The following is a 16,289-nucleotide window of genomic DNA, read 5'->3' on the forward strand; positions in this document are numbered from 1 at the left end:
GGTCAAGCCCGCAGCGGGGCTTCGAGTCCGCGATCTTTCGTCTGCAGCCGGCCAGAAGCGACAATCGGGCACCATGGATACCAGTGCACAAGGCATCTCACGTCCTTGGAGTCGCTCGCCATCAGATAGGCGAAGTTGGGCGAGCAGAACGATGTCGGCAGCCTCAGGTGGACCTCGATCTCGACAGGCGCGGTCGAGGAGACGGTCAACGACCGGACGAAGCCCAGATCGGTGATGGGCTCGTCGAGCTCGGGGTCGACGACGGCGTGGAGCGCGGCGTACGCCTCGGCGGCGCGGGTGCTCTCCTGGGTCAGCAGCGACATGTCACACCGCCGCGAGGTCGGCGCGCTCGGGCTCACGGGGACCGGTGGCGGTCTCGTCCGCGTCGGGCAGCCGCAGCTCGGCGGGCACCTCCAGGTCGTACATCTTCGCGGCGTTGAGGCCGAGGATCTTCTTCTTCTGCGTGACCGTCAGCGGGGCGTACTCAGTCATGTCCTCGGGGATCTGGAAGTCGACGAACCGCTCGATCAGCCACTTCGGCGTCCAGATCGCGTAGTCGGAGGAGAACTGGATCCGGTCCTCGCCGATCCAGTAGACGAGCTCGCCGAGGATCTGCGCGAAGTAGCGCGGCCGGGTGTGGATGAACGGCATCGCCACCGCCAGCCCGCCGTGCACGTTGGGCTCCTGGGTGGCGATCCAGCAGAAGTCCTCGAGCCGGGGCAGGCCGACGTGCTCGACGATGAAGTTCAGGTCGGTGAAGTCGCTGGCGACGTGGTCGATGTCGGCGACGTCGAAGGCGTCGCGGTCCAGCGGCCGGATCGTCGGGCCCTTGTGGATGTGGATGTTGGTGATCCCGAGCTTCCGGCAGGCCTCGAAGTAGCGGTACGCCCACGGGTCGGTCAGCTTCCAGCCACGCGAGTCCCCGTGCCACTCGGCGGTGTAGAGCTTCACACCCTTGAGACTGAACCGCTCGGCGTCGGCGTGCAGCTGCTCGAGCCCGGCCTCGCCGTTGCGCGGGTCGAAGTGGTGGTTGTACGTCAGCCTGTCCGGGTGCTTCGCGGCCAGCTGTGAGGCTTCCTCGGTCTGCCCGAAACCGTTCGTGTAGAACTCGCCGAGGTGGGCCGGCTGGAAGATCGCGTGGTCGACGTAACCGACCTCGAACAGGTCGTGCATCAGCCGCTCGCCGCCCTGGTAGAGGTAGTCCTCGTAGGACCATTGCTCCGACTCGGGGGAGAGGTTGCGGTGGTAGTCGTAGAAGCAGTCGATGAACTGCTTGCCGTGGATGTTGCGCTGGTTCTCCGGACGGGCGTCCCAGAGCGCGACGTGGGCGTCGACGATGAAGTACGACTCGTTGTTCTTGGTGTACATCGGGTCCTCCGATCTGTGGCTTCCGTCACAGGACGCTAGGGCCGGGTCGGCGCGCAGATCAGGGGTGCGGCGTCTCAATGTGAGACCTCGACCGTCTCAATCTGAGACGCCGCCCGGCTGTCCCCGACTCCCGGCGGATGTAACGTCGATCACATGACAGGCCGCCATCCGATCGCGCAGCGCACCGGGGCCGTCGACGCGTCGGCGCTGGCGCCTCGCGTGCGCGCCTCCTGGCAGCGCAGCCAGGAGTACGGCGTCTCCGCCGAGGAGGTCGACCCGGTCTTCTCCGGTGCCTATGACCAGGAGTCGCTCTTCTTCCAGTGCGGCCAGGAGGTTCTCCACGACCTCCATCGGACCCTCGTCGGAGAACCGGTCAGTCTGATGCTCACCGACCCCGGGGGCCTGGTCCTCAACCGCCTCAGCGGAGACCAGCAGCTGCTCCGGGACCTCGACGCGGTGCACCTGGCGCCGGGGTTCAGCTACGCCGAGCGTGCGGCCGGCACCAACGGGCTCGGCCTCGCGCTGGCCGACCGGACACCGACCGTGGTCCGGGCCGACGAGCACTACTCGCTCTCGCTGTGCAGCTACACCTGTGCGGCCGCGCCGGTGATCGACCCGATCAGCGGCCGCCTGGAGGGCAGCGTCAATCTGACCACCTGGTCGGAGTCGTCCCACGAGCTGCTGCTGGCCCTGGCCCAGTCGGCGGCGAGCAACACCGCGTCGCTCATGGTCGCGCGTGCCCATCGCAGGTTTCCGCGACCGGCTCCCCGCGGCGAGGTGTTCCGGGTCGAGGCGCCCCGGCTGGAACCGGGCGCCGGAACCCTCCGTGACCTCTCCGCCGTCTGGCGCGAGGCGCTGGGGAAGGTACGCGACGCGCTCGCCGTCGGCCGGCGGGTCGCCGTGGTGGGGGAGCCGGGGGTGGGGCGTACGACCCTGGTCGCCCAAGCCTTCCGCGACCTGCGGCCGCGTGACCGGATCCTGGCGGCGTCGGCCCCGGAGCCGGCCGACGCCGAGGCATGGCTGTCGCTGTGGACGCCGGAGCTCGCCAAGCAGGACACCGCGGTGGTCGTACGCGACGTGAACATGCTCCCGGCCTGGGTGGCCGAGCGGCTGCACGCCCTCCTGGTCGAGGCTGCGCCCGGAGCGGTCGCCGCGGTTCCGTTCGCGATGACCGCCGACACCTTCGAGGGCATTCCAGCGGCGCTGACAGACCTCGTCGACACCGTGGTCGAGGTGCCGCCGCTGCGGGAGCGGCCGGAGGACGTACTTCCGCTGGCGCATCGGGTCGGCCTCCGGATGCGGGGCAGGGAGATCGCGCTGACCCCGGCCGCGGAGCGGGCGCTGCACGACCACGGCTGGCCGGGCAACGTCACCGAGCTCGCCCATGTCGTCCAGCGGGCCGTGAGCGCCGGAGACCAGATCGACCTGCGCCACCTTCCCGCTGACGTCCTCTCCGACACCAGGCGCCCGTTGTCCCGCATCGGCGCCTTCGAGCGTGGTGAGATCGTCCGTGTCCTGACCAGGCCGGGGATCACCATGCAGGAAGCGGCCGCGGAGCTCGGGATGTCGCGGGCCACCGTCTACCGCAAGGTGCAGCAGTACGGGATCCGGCTCCGACCGGGCTAGCCCGGCGGTCGAGTCGAACTCTTGGCCACGCCCAGGAAAACTCTCGGCTCAGACCGGGCCTGAATGGCTGCTCACCAGGGACTATGGGCCCATGCGGATCCGTCCCCCACGCGCCGGTCGCCAGCAGATGACCCACCTGACCGGACAGGGCGGACCCGCCCTGGACGATCGGAGTCTTGCCGGCCGGCTTGTCCAGGAGCAACGACTTCAGCCCGACGAGGCCTCTGCCATCGTCCGGGAGATCGCGCGTATCCTCGTCGGCGGCCACGCCGCCGGGCAGGTGCACGGCGACATCCGGCCCGCCACGATCGCCCTGGTCGGCGATTGGTCCAGTGCTGAGAGCGGCAAGGCCGAGCTGATCGCCGCGCCGGCGCCGCGCCCCGGGGAGAGCCTGCCCTACCTTGGTCCTGAGCAGATCGAGCGGCAGCGGGTCAGCACCGCCGGCGACATCTACGCGCTGGGTGCGGTGTTCTTCGAGCTGCTCGCCGGCCGTCCGCCGTACGCAGGGACCGAGCCCGAGCGGATCGGCTCGCTGGTGACGGTGCCCGGTCAGATCGACGGCATCGTCACTGCGATGCTCGCTGTGGACCCGGCCGAGCGGCCGCGGGCAGAGGACGTCGTGGCCGTGCTGGCGAGCGGGCTCTCCGCCCCGCCGAAGAAGATCGTCCGGCCGTCCAGAGCGGACGCACGCCGCAGCCGGGTCGTGTCTTCCGCCCTGGGCGTGTTGATGGTCCTGCTCCTGCCGGGGCTGGTCTTCGGCTGCTGGAGCACGCTCCGGGCCGGCGACACGATGTCGAACGTCGGGGGCGCCGAGCCGCTCGCCGACATCTTGCCGACCAGCTTCCAGCTCGCCTTCGACCTCTCGATCGAGCGCGATGCGCTGCGGACCGACGCGGCACTGACGGAGGACTTCCTCCAGATCACCGACAGATCCATCGAGGCCTGGACCGGCGAGGTCGAGGAGCTGGACACCGAGGGTGACCCAGGTCTTCGGCGACGGATGGAGAGGTCGGCGGCCGCCGTCGAGAGGCTCTCCGACATCCGTGCGGCCATGCGGGCCGGGGACAGGTCCGGCAAGGTGGTGGCCGTCGAGGTGTACACGAGCGCGGTCAACGGCCTCTTCGACCTCGCCGCCGAGCTGCCTTCGTTCCAGGACGACGAGCTGGCGAAGCAGACCCGGAACCTGGAGCTGATCGGGTCGGTCTCGGAGGTGCTCGGGTTCGAGCGAAGGATCATGGCGAACGCCTTGCGGAACGGGCGGATCAGTGAGCAGGGCATTGCCGACCTCAGTGCGGCTCAGGACTCCTGGGCGACCCATTCGGCGTCGATCTACGCGCGCGCCGACCCGGCGACGCGGCAGACGCTCGACCGGATCTCCGGGCGGTCGTTCGAGGTCGGATCGCACGCGGTCTCGTCCCAGCGTGCCGTCATCCGAGTGCTCAACGCCCGTGCCGTCGAGGAGGTCGTGAGGCAGCTGGAGGCAACCGCCGACGGCAGATCTGTGGACCAGGTCTGGCTGGCCGACGCGGCCCGCTACGTCCAGGACCTGAAGACCGTTTTCGTCGACTCTGCTCGCCGGCTGGCCGAGGGCATCGACCGTGAGCACAGGGACGCACAGAACCAGACGATCACCTGGGGTGTCTTCACCGGCATCGCGCTGGTCGTGTTCGTCGTGCTCGGGATCGCCCTGCTCCACGTGCGAAGGCGAGCGGTTGACGCGTAAACCGCGGAGGATAGCAAAGATCGGCCAACTCCATCGGTGCGTACACAAGACGCACGGGGTATGAGTCCGACAACATATGCGCATGCGAACGCGCCCCCCGATCGCAGGCCGATACCGCCTGCACCGACTGCTTGGCCGCGGCGGGATGGGCGAGGTCTGGCAGGCGGCCGACACCAGGCTCGAGCGCTGGGTGGCCGTGAAGATCGTGGAGATCTCCGCCGACCCCAAGGTGACCGAGCGCTTCCGGCGTGAAGCGCTCTCGACGACGGCAGCCAGCCACCCGGGCACGGTGCAGGTGCACGACGTCGGCGTCGAGGAGACCGAGTACGGCAGCATCGTCTACCTCGTCATGGAGCTGCTGCCCGGTCCGACGCTGGCCGACCGCCTCGAGAAGCAGGGGCGGTTCACCGTCGAGGAGGCGAGCGAGGCGATGGTCCAGGTCGCGCGTACGCTCACCGCGGTCCACGCCTCGGGGATCATCCACCGCGACATCAAGCCGTCCAACCTGGTCTATGACGGCGACGGCCGGATCCGGGTGCTCGACTTCGGCATCGCCCAGCTCGCCAACCATCAGGCCGAGCGGCTCACCTCGACGCGCCACGTGATGGGGAGCCTGCCCTACATCTCGCCCGAGCAGGCCGCCGACACCGTGGTGGGTCCGGCGAGCGACATCTACGCGCTCGGCTGCGTCTGCTTCGAGCTACTGACCGGTAGGGCTCCCTACGCCGGCTCGGAGCCGGTATCGATGATCTACCAGCATGTGACCGCGCCGGTCCCGCACGTCAGCGACGTGGTCGACGTGCCCGCCCACGTCGACGAGTTCGTGGCCTCGATGATGGACAAGGACCCGTCCCGCCGACCCACCGCTGGCGAGGTCGTCGCCTTCGCGCGCAGGCCCGGCGTCGTGCCCGCGGTCGTCGCCGGCAGCCGGGAGCTTTCCGCGCCCGCCAAGCCCGCGGCGATCGCCGCACCCAAGGCACTCTCCGCTCCCGCGCCGTCGTCGGCGACAGCGGTTGCGGGGGTGGTGGAGTCGGTGCAGCGTACGCCTCGGTCCCATGCCGCCCCGAAGCCGAGCGTCCTCCGCACCCGGGTGCTCGGCGCACTTCTGGTCCCGATGGTGATCGCCATGGTCCTGGGTGGACTGGCCTTCGCCGACGGGCTCGAGGAGCGGGCTGTCTCCAACGGCGCGATGACGATCGCGGGCGCGCTCCCGGAGAGCTACGAGCTCGGGATGGACCTCATCTTCGAGCGGGACGCGCTGAGCTCGGACCAGGTCCCGGACGCGGTCCGGCAGGCCTATCGTCAGGTGACCGACGACTCGATCGAGGCGTGGCACGACGACATCACCAAGATCGACCTCGCCGACACCCCGAGCCTGCGGGAGCGGGTCGAGCGCACCTACACCGTCCTCAAGGGCATCGATGCCTATCGCAAGGACCTCGAGGACGGCGACAAGGCGAGCACTGAGGCCGCCGTCGCCGCCTACACCGACACCGCCTACGAGCTGCTCGACTTCGCGACCGAGATGCCCAACATCCGCAACGAGAAGATCTACAAGCAGGTCACCAACCTCAAGTACGTCAGGTCGGCTGCCGAGTCCCTGGGCGTCGAGCGGGCGATCATGGTGCCGGCGCTGATGACGGGCCGGATCGACGAAGAGTCGATGAAGGCGATGAGCGAGGCGCGCACGTCGTGGCAGCTCACCTCGCGCTCCTTCTATGCCGACGCCCCGAAGGCGACCCAGAAGGCGTTGGACAAGATCTCGGACGGCACCTTCGCGGACGGCTCGCGCGGCGTCGTCTCCCAGAACGCCGTCGTCCGGGCCATCAACGACGGCTCGCTCGAGCGGGTGGTGTCGGACCTGGAGAGGCAAGGCCCGGGGAGGCCGGCCGCGCAGGTCTGGTCCGAGGACATGGCCCGGTTCATCCAGCTTCTCAAGGACACGATCGTGGCGATGACGGCGATCGTCGCCGACGATGTCAGCGAGGAGCACCGGGACATCCAGACCAAGGTCGTCCTGAGCGGCATGCTCACGGTCGCCGCCCCTCTCGCCGCCATCGGGCTCCTGGCGGGGATCTTCCTCGTTCGACCGCTTCGCGGGCGTCGACGGTCCGTCGCAGAGGTGAGCGGTGAGAAGTCGTGGAGACAGTCGCTCAGACGAGCGCGCTGAGGTTGGCGACCAGGACGTCCCAACGGCTGTCGACGTCGAAGCCCATCTGGCTCAGCATCGCCCAGCCGACGCCGACGATGGCGTAGAGGCTGACCGGGGTCATCACGACCCACTCGCGGATGGAGCCGGCGTCGCCGAGGACGGGAAGGGCGAAATGGCCGCCCCGCGTCCACATGTTGTCGAAGGGGAGCCACTTGTTGCGCCGGACCCACTTCGGCGGCTTGGGCTCGATCGGCCAGAACACCGGGATCCCCATCGTCGTCACGAAGTCGCCGAGCAGGTGTACGAGGCAGCCCAGGGCGACCGAGAACGGCATCCACCACCACTCCTCGGGTGCGAAGACCGCGATCACGGCAGCCAGCGCCACCGCCGGGATCCAGGGCCACAGGACGCCCTTGCGGGTGAGCTTCAGCGCGTCCATCGCGAAGGCGACGAGCAGGACGCACATGATGCCCGGACCGATCAGGACGCTTCCGAAGGTCTCGGTCTCGACGGAGAGCTTCCCCGCGCCCCAGGCGAGACCGGTGAAGGCGAGCACGCCGAGGATCGAGTGAGTGCCGTTGCGGTGGCCGCCGGAGACCTTCCCGACGATCTTGGTCAGGCCTTCGGAGACCGGTGGCAGCGAGTGGGCGATCGTGCCGTTGTGATGGTCCGCGTCCGGAAGCAGTGCGGCCCCGGCGCACACCAGGGCGCCGGTCATCACCCCTACGTCCGAGACGCCCGGATACCATCCGAACGCGATCGGTGCCGACGATGTCACTGCGATCCACGCGGCCGCGCCTGAGGCCGCGTGATGCCCGCCCATCATGTGAAGTTGGTGTCCCTCTCAGTGCTCCCCGCGTATGCCGCGGATGAACGTACCGGTCCGTGGGCTTACGCGCGCGTGTTGGGGGTGGTGTGTCTGGCGGCGAGATTCGAATCACTGTTCGAATGATGATTCGCGAGGCGATAGGGGATGCGGCGGAGGCGGCGGATTGAATATGCTGCCCCGTCATGACGACTCCCGGCACCCAAGGCGATGTCCGCCGCGCGCCGTGGACGTTCGAGACCGGCCGGTGTGCTGCGACGGTGACTCCGGAGGCGATCGAGTTCCGATTCATGGTCACCGCGTCCGACGGCTCGCTGAGCGAGATGCTGCTGTCGGTGGGTCGGCACGACATGCCGACGCTGCTCGAGGAGATCGCCTACGAGATGCCCGAGGCGCTCGAGTGGATGTCGGCCGCGATCTTGACGGTCGCCAGGGACCGTCGGTTGGCCGAGGAGGCTGCGTCCCTCCCGCATCGGCGCGGGGCATAACCTCGGGCCCAGCAGAGTTGTGCCCCTGAACCAGAACTCGATCGAGGAGAGACCTGTGACCACCACCCACGACTTCAAAGCGACCGCCGCTGATGGCAGCACCGTCTCCCTCAGTGACTACAAGGGCAAGCTGCTGCTGATCGTCAACGTAGCGAGCAAGTGCGGTCTGACGTCGCAGTACGAAGGTCTGGAGGCGCTCTACCGCGCCACCAAGGACTCTGGCGTCGAGGTCATCGGGTTCCCGACCAACCAGTTTCTCGGTCAGGAGCCCGGCACCGACGAGGAGATCCAGGAGTTCTGCAAGACCACGTACGACGTGACCTTCCCGGTCCTGGCCAAGGTGGACGTCAACGGGGAGAACGCCGAGCCGCTCTACGACTTCCTGCGCGCCGAGGCGCCCGGTGACTGGGGCCCGCACCTGGGCCAGTTCTACGAGGCGGTGAAGGACATCAGCCCGGCGACCGAGCCCGGCGACATCAAGTGGAACTTCACCAAGTTCCTCATCGGCCGCGACGGCGAGGTCCTCAAGCGCTACGAGCCGACGGTGACGCCCGAAGAGATCCAGGCCGACCTGCCCCAGTACCTCTAACCGCCGAAGCGTCAGTTCTTGACGTCGAGAGGTCGGAAGTTTCTGACCTCTCGACGTCAGAAAGTGACGTCTCGGCGCTACCTCCGGACCGGGAGGATCAGCGTCGAGGGGTGTGCCTTCGTGTGATGGACGGTCACGACGCCGGCGACGCCGCGGACCAGCTGCTTGACGTTGGGCAGCAGGTGAGGGACGTCGTAGGAGTGGACGGTGACGCGGAGGCGGTGGCCCTTCTTGATCACCGCGCCGGTCGGGAAGACCTCGACGGGTACGCGGTAGATCTTGCCGGGGGTGACCGGCTGCTCGGCCTCACGGGTGAAGGGATGCCACGGCTGGACGACCTGACCGTTCAGCATCCGCGACTTCGACGGCAGGACCGCACGATGGCGCAGGGTCTGCCAGCCGCCGGTGATGCGGTCGACGGACCCGTCGGGCGCGACGTCCTCGACCGAGACCGAGATCAGGCCGTCGGTGCCGGTCGTGGAGACGGACAGATCGGCGTTGAGCGGACCGGAGAAGGCCAGGTCGGAGGCGGCCGGAGACGTCTCGTAGGAGACCCCGAGCGCGTCGTTGATCCGGTTGTCGGTCTCGCAGCCGGGGATCGCGAGGGCGCCCGCGGTCCACTGGGCGGTGCTGCGGGAGCACAGCCCCTGCACCGGCAGCGGCACGATGGTGTCTCCGCCGACAGGCTTCAGGGCCGACCCGAGGGCGTACGACTTGGCGCGGACCTCGCTTCCGAGCCACGACTGCATCGTGCGCCACTTCTCGGACCCGATCTCGTGGTAGGTCACCGGTGCGACGTCTCGGTCGAGGCTGGTGTCCGACAGGCCCATGAGGTGGGTGTCGAACCACCGCAGCGCCATCTCGTTCAGGCTGTTGATCCCGCTGCCCTCCAGGCCGGCGGCCGTCGCGGCCTCGGTGTGCGTCCATGGGCCGACGAGCAGCTTGGTGTCCACCCCGTTGCGCTGCATCCGGTCGAAGAGCATCGGGGCGCCACGCTGGAAGATGTCGTACTGCCCGGCCGTCACGAACGTCGGTACGTCGATCTCGTCGACCACGCTCAGCGGCGAGCGCTTCCGATAGAAGGGGCCGTCGTAGGCGGCGTCGCTGCCCAGCACCGCGCTGGCGAGCATCGGCACCTGGAAGCCGAGCGCGCCGCCGACGTGCTGCAGCAGCGTGGTCAAGGTGGCCTCGGGGCGGGCCTTGTTCACGGCCGGCGGCACCAGTCCCGTGCCCGTGACGAGCCCGAACCACAGCGGGATGAACCCGGCGTCGATCTGTCCGCCGGAGGCGACCACGTCACGGTAGACGTCGCCGGCCGGCACGATCGGGAACATCGCCTTCAGCCCGCGCGGGTGCTGGGCGGCGGTGAAGAACTGGTTGATGGCCATGTAGGACGCGCCCCACAGGCCGAGCTCGCCGTTGCTCCACGGTCGCTGCTTGGAGGTCGCCCAGTTGGCGACCTCGAGGCCGTCCTTCTGCTCGCGGTCGCCGAACGCGTCCCACTGGCCAGCGGAGGAGCCGGTGCCACGTACGTCGGTCTGCACGTACACATACCCGCGCTCGACGAAGTAGTCGCCACCGCTCCCGCCGGACAGGTTCTTGTTGTAGGGGTTCTGCGTCAGGATCACCGGGAACCGACCCGCCGCCGCGGTGCCGTCGGCCTTCGCCGGACGGTGGATGTCGGCCAGGAGCACGACCCCGTCGGACATCGTGATCGGGACATCCTTCTCGACGACCACGCCGTACGTCGCCGGCCGAGGCTTCCACGCTCCGGCTCGGGCCTGCGGCTGGGCCGCCGGGGCAGCCTGCGGGGCCTGGGGTGCGACGGCTGGAGCCGCCGGCAGCGTACGCGCCATGCTCTCGGCCTCGCCGGCCAGCGATCCGACGTCGGATGACGTCGGTGGCAGGAACGTGGTGACAAGAGCCAGGAACGGAAACAGGAACGACAGGATGCCGAGATTCACGACTCACTCCCAGGGTGTGGTGACCATCACACCCACAAACGAGAAGTGCAAACGCGAGTTACGGGAACGTGTTCCAGTATTGGATCGTGAGACTAGGCGACTGCTGCTGAGGTCTTGTCGACGACCGGAGCGCCGGTGGCCGATGCGACCTCGTCGTACGTCACCCCGGGAGCCAGCTCGACGAGCTCGAACGACGCGCCGGCGACATCGAGGACGCCGAGGTCGGTGATGACCCGCTTCACGATCCCGCGACCGGTCAGCGGCAGGTCGCACTCCGCCAGCAGCTTGGGGGCGCCCTTCTTGGTGACGTGCTCCATCAGCACGATCACCCGCCCGGCGCCGGAGACGAGGTCCATCGCGCCACCCATGCCCTTGACCATCTGGCCCGGGACCATCCAGTTGGCGATGTCGCCGTTGGTCGCGACCTGCATCGCGCCCAGGACGGCGACGTCGATGTGGCCGCCGCGGATCATCGCGAAGGAGGTGGCGGAGTCGAAGTAGGAGGCTCCGGCGAGCACGGTCACGGTCTGCTTGCCGGCGTTGATCAGGTCGGGGTCGACCTCGTCCTCGTAGGGGAACGGGCCGACGCCGAGGATGCCGTTCTCGGCGTGCAGAACCACCGTCGAGCTCTCCGGGATGTAGTCGGGGATCAGTGTCGGCAGGCCGATCCCGAGGTTGACGTAGTCGCCGTCCTGCAGCTCCTGCGCGGCGCGCGCGGCCATCTGGTTGCGGTCCCAAGCCATGACTCAGGCCTCCTTGCTCGATGTGGTCTCGGTCGGGCGATCGCCGCGCGTCGTACGCTTCTCGATGTCCTTGCGTGCCGCCTGCTCGGGCGTCAGCGCGACGATCCGGTTCACGAAGATCCCCGGAAGCTGTACGTCGGCGGGGTCGATCTCACCGACCTCGACGACCTCCTCGGCCTCGACGACGGTGATCCGCCCCGCCATCGCGGCCGGGACGTTGAAGTTGCGGGTGGAGGCGTTGAACTGGGCGTTGCCGGCCCGGTCGACGCGGGTCGCGCGCACCAGCGCGAAGTCGGTGACGATGCTCTCCTCGAGCACCATCTGCTTGCCGTGGAACTCGCGGACCTCCTTGGGCTCGGAGGCCTCGGCGATGGTGCCGTCGGGGTGGTAGCGGTAGGGCAGGCCGCCGTCGGAGACCATCGTGCCGACGCCGGTCGGCGTGTAGAACGCGCCGATCCCGCTGCCGCCCGCGCGCATCCGCTCCGCGAGCGTGCCCTGCGGGGTGAGCTCGAGGGTGATCTCGCCGGCCAGGTACTGCCGGCCGAACTCCTTGTTCTCGCCGATGTAGCTCGCGATCACCCGGGAGATGCGGTGGTCGTCGAGCAGCAGCCCGAGCCCGGCGCCGTCGACGCCGCAGTTGTTGGAGACGACCATCAGGTCGTCCGCGCCCTGCTCTCGCAGCGCCTCGATCAGGAACCACGGGATTCCCACCAGCCCGAAGCCGCCCACGGCCAGGCTCGCTCCGCTGTGGATGTCGGCGACCGCCTCCGCGGCCGATCCGACCACCTTGTCCAGACCCATGTCTTCTCTTCTCCTTAGCCGAGTCGGCTCAAACTGACACGAATTCCGGCCGAGTCGGCTCGTCATGACGAGCCGACTCGGCAACGTTTTGCCGGTCGGCTCAGCGCACGGCCTCGAACACGGCCGCGAGCCCCTGCCCGCCACCGATGCACATCGTCTCCAGGACGTACTTGGCCTCGCGGCGCTGCGCCTCGCGGGCCGCCGTGGTGAGGATCCGTGCGCCGGTGGCGCCGATCGGGTGGCCCAGCGAGATCCCCGAGCCGTTGGGGTTGAGCCGCTCGTCGGTCGCGTCGATCTTCCACTCGCGCAGGACCGCGAGGACCTGGGCGGCGAACGCCTCGTTGAGCTCGATCAGGTCGATCTCGTCGAGATTCAGCCCCGCCCGGGACAGCGCGGCCTTGCTGGAGAGGACGGGGCCGATGCCCATCCGCTCGGGCTCGCAGCCGGTGACGGCCCACGACTTGAGCGCCAGCAGGGGAGTCAGGCCGCGTCTCTCCGCCTCGGCGCGGGTGGTCACGACGCACATCGCGGCGCCGTCGTTCTGGCCGGACGCGTTGCCGGCGGTGACCGTCGACTCCTCGTCGATCTTCAGCCGGATCGGACGCAGCGAGGCAAGCTTCTCCAGGGAGATGTCGGCACGCGGGTGCTCGTCGCGGTCGACGACGACATCCGGCTTGCGGCGCCCGCCGGGAACGGTCACCGGCACCAGCTCGTCGGCGAACTTGCCGGCCTCGTGGGCGGCGACGGCACGCTGGTTGGAGCGCAGGGCGAGCTCGTCCTGCTCCTCGCGGCCGATGCCGTACTCACGGCGCAGGTTCTCGGCGGTCTCGATCATGCCGCCGGGGATCGGGTGGTCCTTGCCGCCCGCGGTCTCCCGAGCCCGGTCGAGGCGGTCGAGCAGCTCGATGCCGCCCTGCTTCACCCCGCCGCGCAGCCCGAGCGCGTAGTGCTCGACGTTGGACATCGACTCCGCGCCGCCGGCCACGACGAGGTTCGCGGCGCCGGTGGCGACCGAGCCCGCGGCGTACAGGATCGCCTGGAGACCCGAACCGCAGCGGCGGTCGATCTGCAGGCCGGGGACGCCGTTACCGAGCCCGGCGTCGAGGGCGGCGATGCGGCCGATCGCGGGGTTCTCCCCGCTGGCGTACCCGTTGCCGAGGATGACGTCGTCGACGTCGCCCTCCTGAAGGCCGGTGCGCTCGACCAGCTCCCGCAGGACCGTCGTGGCGAGGTCGGTCGCGGTCAGTGGGGCCAGGGCGCCGAGGAACCGGCCGACCGGGGTGCGGAGGGGTTCGCAGATGACGATGTCGTTGGCGGCGCTGCTCATGATGTCGACCGTACGCGCGCAGTCATGACTTGAGAAGTATCCGTTTCCCGCGGATTGAAACCTCCGAAGTCTTGGTCTGCTGTCCGACCGGACAGTGCGCAGGCGAGGCTATTGCGATAAGTTCGCGTTTAGCGGTTTCCGTTGTCTCAGGCTCCACTTCGACCGACCCCACGCAGAACCAAGAGGTGACCATGCACGTCCCCGACGGCTTCCTCGACGCGCCGACGTCGATCGCCACCGGCGCAGTCGCTTTCGTCGCGGTGGGCGTCGCGCTGCGCGGCGCACGCCGCGAGCTCGACGACAAGACCGCCCCGCTGGCCGGTCTCGTGGCCGCGTTCGTCTTCGCGACCCAGATGATCAACTTCCCGGTCGGGGCCGGCACGAGCGGCCACCTGATGGGCGGTGCGCTGGCGGCCGTGCTGGTGGGGCCGTGGACCGGGGTCCTCTGTGTCTCGGTCGTGCTGATCGTGCAGTCCCTGCTCTTCGCCGACGGCGGGATCACCGCGCTCGGCACCAACATCCTGCTCATCGCCGTCGCCACCGTGGTGGTCGGCTGGTTCGTCACCCGGGTGCTGCTCAAGGTGCTGCCGAAGCGGGTCGGCATGGTCGCTCCCGCGGCTGCCGTCGGCGCGTTCGTCTCCGTGCCCGCGGCAGCCCTCGTCTTCACCGGCCTCTACGCCGTCGGCGGCACCGCCGACATCTCGCTGACCACGCTGGCCACCGCCATGCTCGGGTGGCACACCGTCATCGGCCTCGGCGAGGCCGCGATCACCTTCCTCGCGGTCGGCGCGATCCTGTCCGTACGCCCCGACCTCGTCTACGCCGCCCGAGGCGTGATCTCCGAGCGCGACCTGGTCATCAAGACGAAGGAGGCGGTGGCATGAGCACGGAGACGAAGCAGACTGCGACGAAGAGGGCGGTGCCGTTCAGGTGGGTCGCCGTCGGCATCGCCGTCGTCGCGCTGCTCCTGGCCGGGGTGGTCTCCTACTACGCCTCCGCCAACCCCGACGGCCTCGAGTATGTCGCCGGCAAGACCGGTTTCCTCGACAGCGCCTCGGAGCACGGCGCGGCCGACGGTCCGCTGGCGGACTACAGCACCAAGGGCGTCGACGACGCGCGGCTCTCCGGCGGCCTCGCCGGCGTGATCGGCACCGTGCTGGTGCTCGTCATCGCCGGCGGCCTCGCTCTGGTCGTACGCCGCCGATCCACCGGCTCCTCCGACGAGGCCTGAGCAGGTGCCCGCCCATCTGAAGGTGCTGGCCCTGGTCGGCTTCATGCTCGTGGTGGTCGCGACCCCGCGGGAGTGGTTCGCTGCGTACGCCTTCTTCCTCGCCGTTCTGGTGACCGTCGGCGCGGTCGCGCGGGTGCGTCCGGGGTGGGTGCTGAAGCGGATGGTCGTGGAGGTGCCGTTCGTGGTCTTCGCGGTGCTGATGCCGTTCATCGCGCAGGGACCGCGGGTCGACGTGCTCGGCCTGAGCCTGAGCGAGTCGGGGCTGCTCTCGGCCTGGGGGCTGCTCGCCAAGGGCACGCTCGGCGTGATCGCCGGCCTGATGCTCGCCGCGACGACCACGCCTCAGGAGCTGGTCCGCGGCCTGGAGAGGCTGCGGATGCCCGAGCAGCTGGTGCAGATCATGGCGTTCATGGTCCGCTACCTGGAGGTGGTGACCGACGAGATGCGCCGGATGGCGGTGGCGCGCGCATCGCGTGGCTTCGTCGCCCGCAACCCGCTCCACTGGCCGGTGCTCGCCCGTTCGGTCGGTGCGCTGTTCATCCGCTCCTTCGAACGCGGCGAGCGCGTGCACCTGGCCATGGTCTCCCGCGGCTACACGGGGAGAATGCCCCGGTGACCACTCCAGTTCTCGACGTACGCGGCTTGGCCTTCGCCTACCCCGACGGCCATCAGGCGCTCTTCGGTGTCGACCTGCACGTCCACCGCGGTGAGCGGGTCGCGCTGCTCGGGCCCAACGGGGCGGGCAAGACGACGCTCGTCCTGCACCTGAACGGGATCCATCTCGCGGGTGCAGGGTCGGTCACGGTCTCGGGGCTGCCGGTGACCAAGGCCAACATCAAGGAGATCCGCCGCCGCGTCGGCATCGTCTTCCAGGATCCCGACGACCAGCTCTTCATGGGCACCGTCCGCGAGGACGTCGCCTTCGGCCCCGCCAACCTCGGCCTCCGCGGCGAGGCGCTGGACGCCAAGGTCACCGAGGCGCTCACGAAGGTCGGCATGGAGGAGTTCGCCGACCGGCCTCCGCACCATCTCTCCTTCGGTCAGCGTCGCCGGGTGGCGGTGGCCACCGTGCTGGCGATGGACCCGGAGATCCTGGTCCTGGACGAGCCCTCCTCCAACCTCGACCCCGCCTCCCGCCGCGAGCTCGCCGACATCCTCCGCGACCTCGACGTCACCGTCCTGATGGTCACCCACGACCTCCCGTACGCCCTCGAGCTCTGCGGACGCTCGGTCATCCTCGACGGCGGCATCGTGGCCGCCGAGGGCCGCACCGTCGACGTACTCTCCAACGCCGACCTCATGCGCGCCCACCGTCTCGAGCTCCCCTTCGGCTTCGACCCGGTCGCCGCAGCCGCCACCCTCTAGCCGAGACGTCAGGTAGGTCGGCCGAGACGTCACTTACGTCGGCCGAGACGTCACTTACGTCGGCCGAGTTGGCACGGCAATGCCAA

The 16,289-nt window shown here is 69.2% G+C and carries 16 protein-coding genes; 9 read left to right on the forward strand and 7 right to left on the reverse strand.

Annotation, left to right across the window (positions count from 1 at the left end; all coding sequences use genetic code 11):
* Positions 1 to 2 precede the first annotated feature (2 nt).
* Together H5T77_RS23435 and H5T77_RS23440 are read right to left on the reverse strand one after the other, a co-directional pair.
* The gene (locus H5T77_RS23435; protein ID WP_292653022.1) at positions 3 to 323 is read right to left on the reverse strand and encodes an iron-sulfur cluster assembly protein; all 321 of its coding nucleotides are present in this window, start codon (positions 321 to 323) and stop codon (positions 3 to 5) included.
* Between the two features lies 1 nt (position 324).
* The gene (locus H5T77_RS23440; protein WP_292653023.1) at positions 325 to 1,368 is read right to left on the reverse strand and encodes an amidohydrolase family protein; all 1,044 of its coding nucleotides are present in this window, start codon (positions 1,366 to 1,368) and stop codon (positions 325 to 327) included.
* 153 nt (positions 1,369 to 1,521) lie between these two features.
* Between H5T77_RS23440 and H5T77_RS23445 the strand changes: the two genes are divergently transcribed.
* The 3 genes from H5T77_RS23445 to H5T77_RS23455 all read left to right on the forward strand — a co-directional run bounded on the left by H5T77_RS23445 (position 1,522) and on the right by H5T77_RS23455 (position 6,887).
* On the forward strand, positions 1,522 to 2,994 hold the full coding sequence (locus H5T77_RS23445; protein WP_292653024.1) for an AAA-type ATPase lid domain-containing protein: 1,473 nt from the start codon (positions 1,522 to 1,524) through the stop codon (positions 2,992 to 2,994).
* 91 nt (positions 2,995 to 3,085) lie between these two features.
* On the forward strand, positions 3,086 to 4,717 hold the full coding sequence (locus H5T77_RS23450) for a nitrate- and nitrite sensing domain-containing protein (protein WP_292653025.1): 1,632 nt from the start codon (positions 3,086 to 3,088) through the stop codon (positions 4,715 to 4,717).
* Positions 4,718 to 4,799: 82 nt separating this feature from the next.
* Positions 4,800 to 6,887: a protein kinase domain-containing protein gene (locus H5T77_RS23455; protein WP_292653026.1), complete on the forward strand. Its 2,088-nt coding sequence runs from the start codon at positions 4,800 to 4,802 to the stop codon at positions 6,885 to 6,887.
* Here the strand turns inward: H5T77_RS23455 and H5T77_RS23460 are convergent.
* Positions 6,871 to 7,695, reverse strand: coding sequence for a metal-dependent hydrolase (locus H5T77_RS23460; RefSeq protein WP_292653027.1), 825 nt, complete (start codon positions 7,693 to 7,695; stop codon positions 6,871 to 6,873). The two genes, H5T77_RS23455 and H5T77_RS23460, sit on opposite strands and share 17 nt — an antisense overlap.
* 185 nt (positions 7,696 to 7,880) lie before the next feature.
* Between H5T77_RS23460 and H5T77_RS23465 the strand changes: the two genes are divergently transcribed.
* Positions 7,881 to 8,183 carry a hypothetical protein gene (locus H5T77_RS23465; protein ID WP_292653028.1) on the forward strand — a complete coding sequence of 101 codons (303 nt, stop codon included), beginning with the start codon at positions 7,881 to 7,883 and terminating at the stop codon, positions 8,181 to 8,183.
* Between the two features lie 55 nt (positions 8,184 to 8,238).
* The gene (locus tag H5T77_RS23470; protein WP_292653029.1) at positions 8,239 to 8,772 is read left to right on the forward strand and encodes a glutathione peroxidase; all 534 of its coding nucleotides are present in this window, start codon (positions 8,239 to 8,241) and stop codon (positions 8,770 to 8,772) included.
* A 77-nt stretch (positions 8,773 to 8,849) separates the two neighbouring features.
* On the opposite strand, the gene H5T77_RS23475 is transcribed toward H5T77_RS23470, so the two are convergent.
* The 4 genes from H5T77_RS23475 to H5T77_RS23490 all read right to left on the reverse strand — a co-directional run bounded on the left by H5T77_RS23475 (position 8,850) and on the right by H5T77_RS23490 (position 13,607).
* Positions 8,850 to 10,736, reverse strand: coding sequence for a CocE/NonD family hydrolase (locus H5T77_RS23475; RefSeq protein WP_292653030.1), 1,887 nt, complete (start codon positions 10,734 to 10,736; stop codon positions 8,850 to 8,852).
* A gap of 92 nt (positions 10,737 to 10,828) precedes the next feature.
* Positions 10,829 to 11,479, reverse strand: a complete 651-nt coding sequence (locus H5T77_RS23480; RefSeq protein WP_292653031.1) for a CoA transferase subunit B — start codon at positions 11,477 to 11,479, stop codon at positions 10,829 to 10,831.
* A 3-nt stretch (positions 11,480 to 11,482) separates the two neighbouring features.
* Complete coding sequence (locus H5T77_RS23485) at positions 11,483 to 12,280, reverse strand: CoA transferase subunit A (RefSeq protein WP_292653032.1); 798 nt, start codon at positions 12,278 to 12,280, stop codon at positions 11,483 to 11,485.
* 100 nt (positions 12,281 to 12,380) lie between these two features.
* Positions 12,381 to 13,607, reverse strand: coding sequence for an acetyl-CoA C-acetyltransferase (locus tag H5T77_RS23490; protein ID WP_292653033.1), 1,227 nt, complete (start codon positions 13,605 to 13,607; stop codon positions 12,381 to 12,383).
* A gap of 191 nt (positions 13,608 to 13,798) precedes the next feature.
* Between H5T77_RS23490 and H5T77_RS23495 the strand changes: the two genes are divergently transcribed.
* Genes H5T77_RS23495 through H5T77_RS23510 form a run of 4 tightly spaced genes read left to right on the forward strand, consistent with a single transcriptional unit; the run spans position 13,799 to position 16,203 of the window.
* Positions 13,799 to 14,491, forward strand: coding sequence for an energy-coupling factor ABC transporter permease (locus tag H5T77_RS23495; protein WP_292653037.1), 693 nt, complete (start codon positions 13,799 to 13,801; stop codon positions 14,489 to 14,491).
* Positions 14,488 to 14,838, forward strand: a complete 351-nt coding sequence (locus H5T77_RS23500; protein WP_292653034.1) for a PDGLE domain-containing protein — start codon at positions 14,488 to 14,490, stop codon at positions 14,836 to 14,838. The genes H5T77_RS23495 and H5T77_RS23500 overlap by 4 nt, the downstream gene beginning before the upstream one ends.
* Positions 14,839 to 14,842: 4 nt before the next feature.
* Positions 14,843 to 15,454 (forward strand): cobalt ECF transporter T component CbiQ, encoded by a 612-nt coding sequence (gene cbiQ / locus H5T77_RS23505; RefSeq protein ID WP_292653035.1) that lies wholly within the window; start codon positions 14,843 to 14,845, stop codon positions 15,452 to 15,454.
* Entirely contained in the window at positions 15,451 to 16,203 is a 753-nt protein-coding gene (locus H5T77_RS23510; protein WP_292653036.1) for an energy-coupling factor ABC transporter ATP-binding protein, read from the forward strand. Before cbiQ ends, H5T77_RS23510 begins: the two co-directional genes overlap by 4 nt.
* Positions 16,204 to 16,289 lie beyond the last annotated feature (86 nt).

The sequence above is a fragment of the Nocardioides sp. genome (genome assembly GCF_014360585.1).
In the GTDB taxonomy this organism is placed as follows: domain Bacteria; phylum Actinomycetota; class Actinomycetes; order Propionibacteriales; family Nocardioidaceae; genus Nocardioides.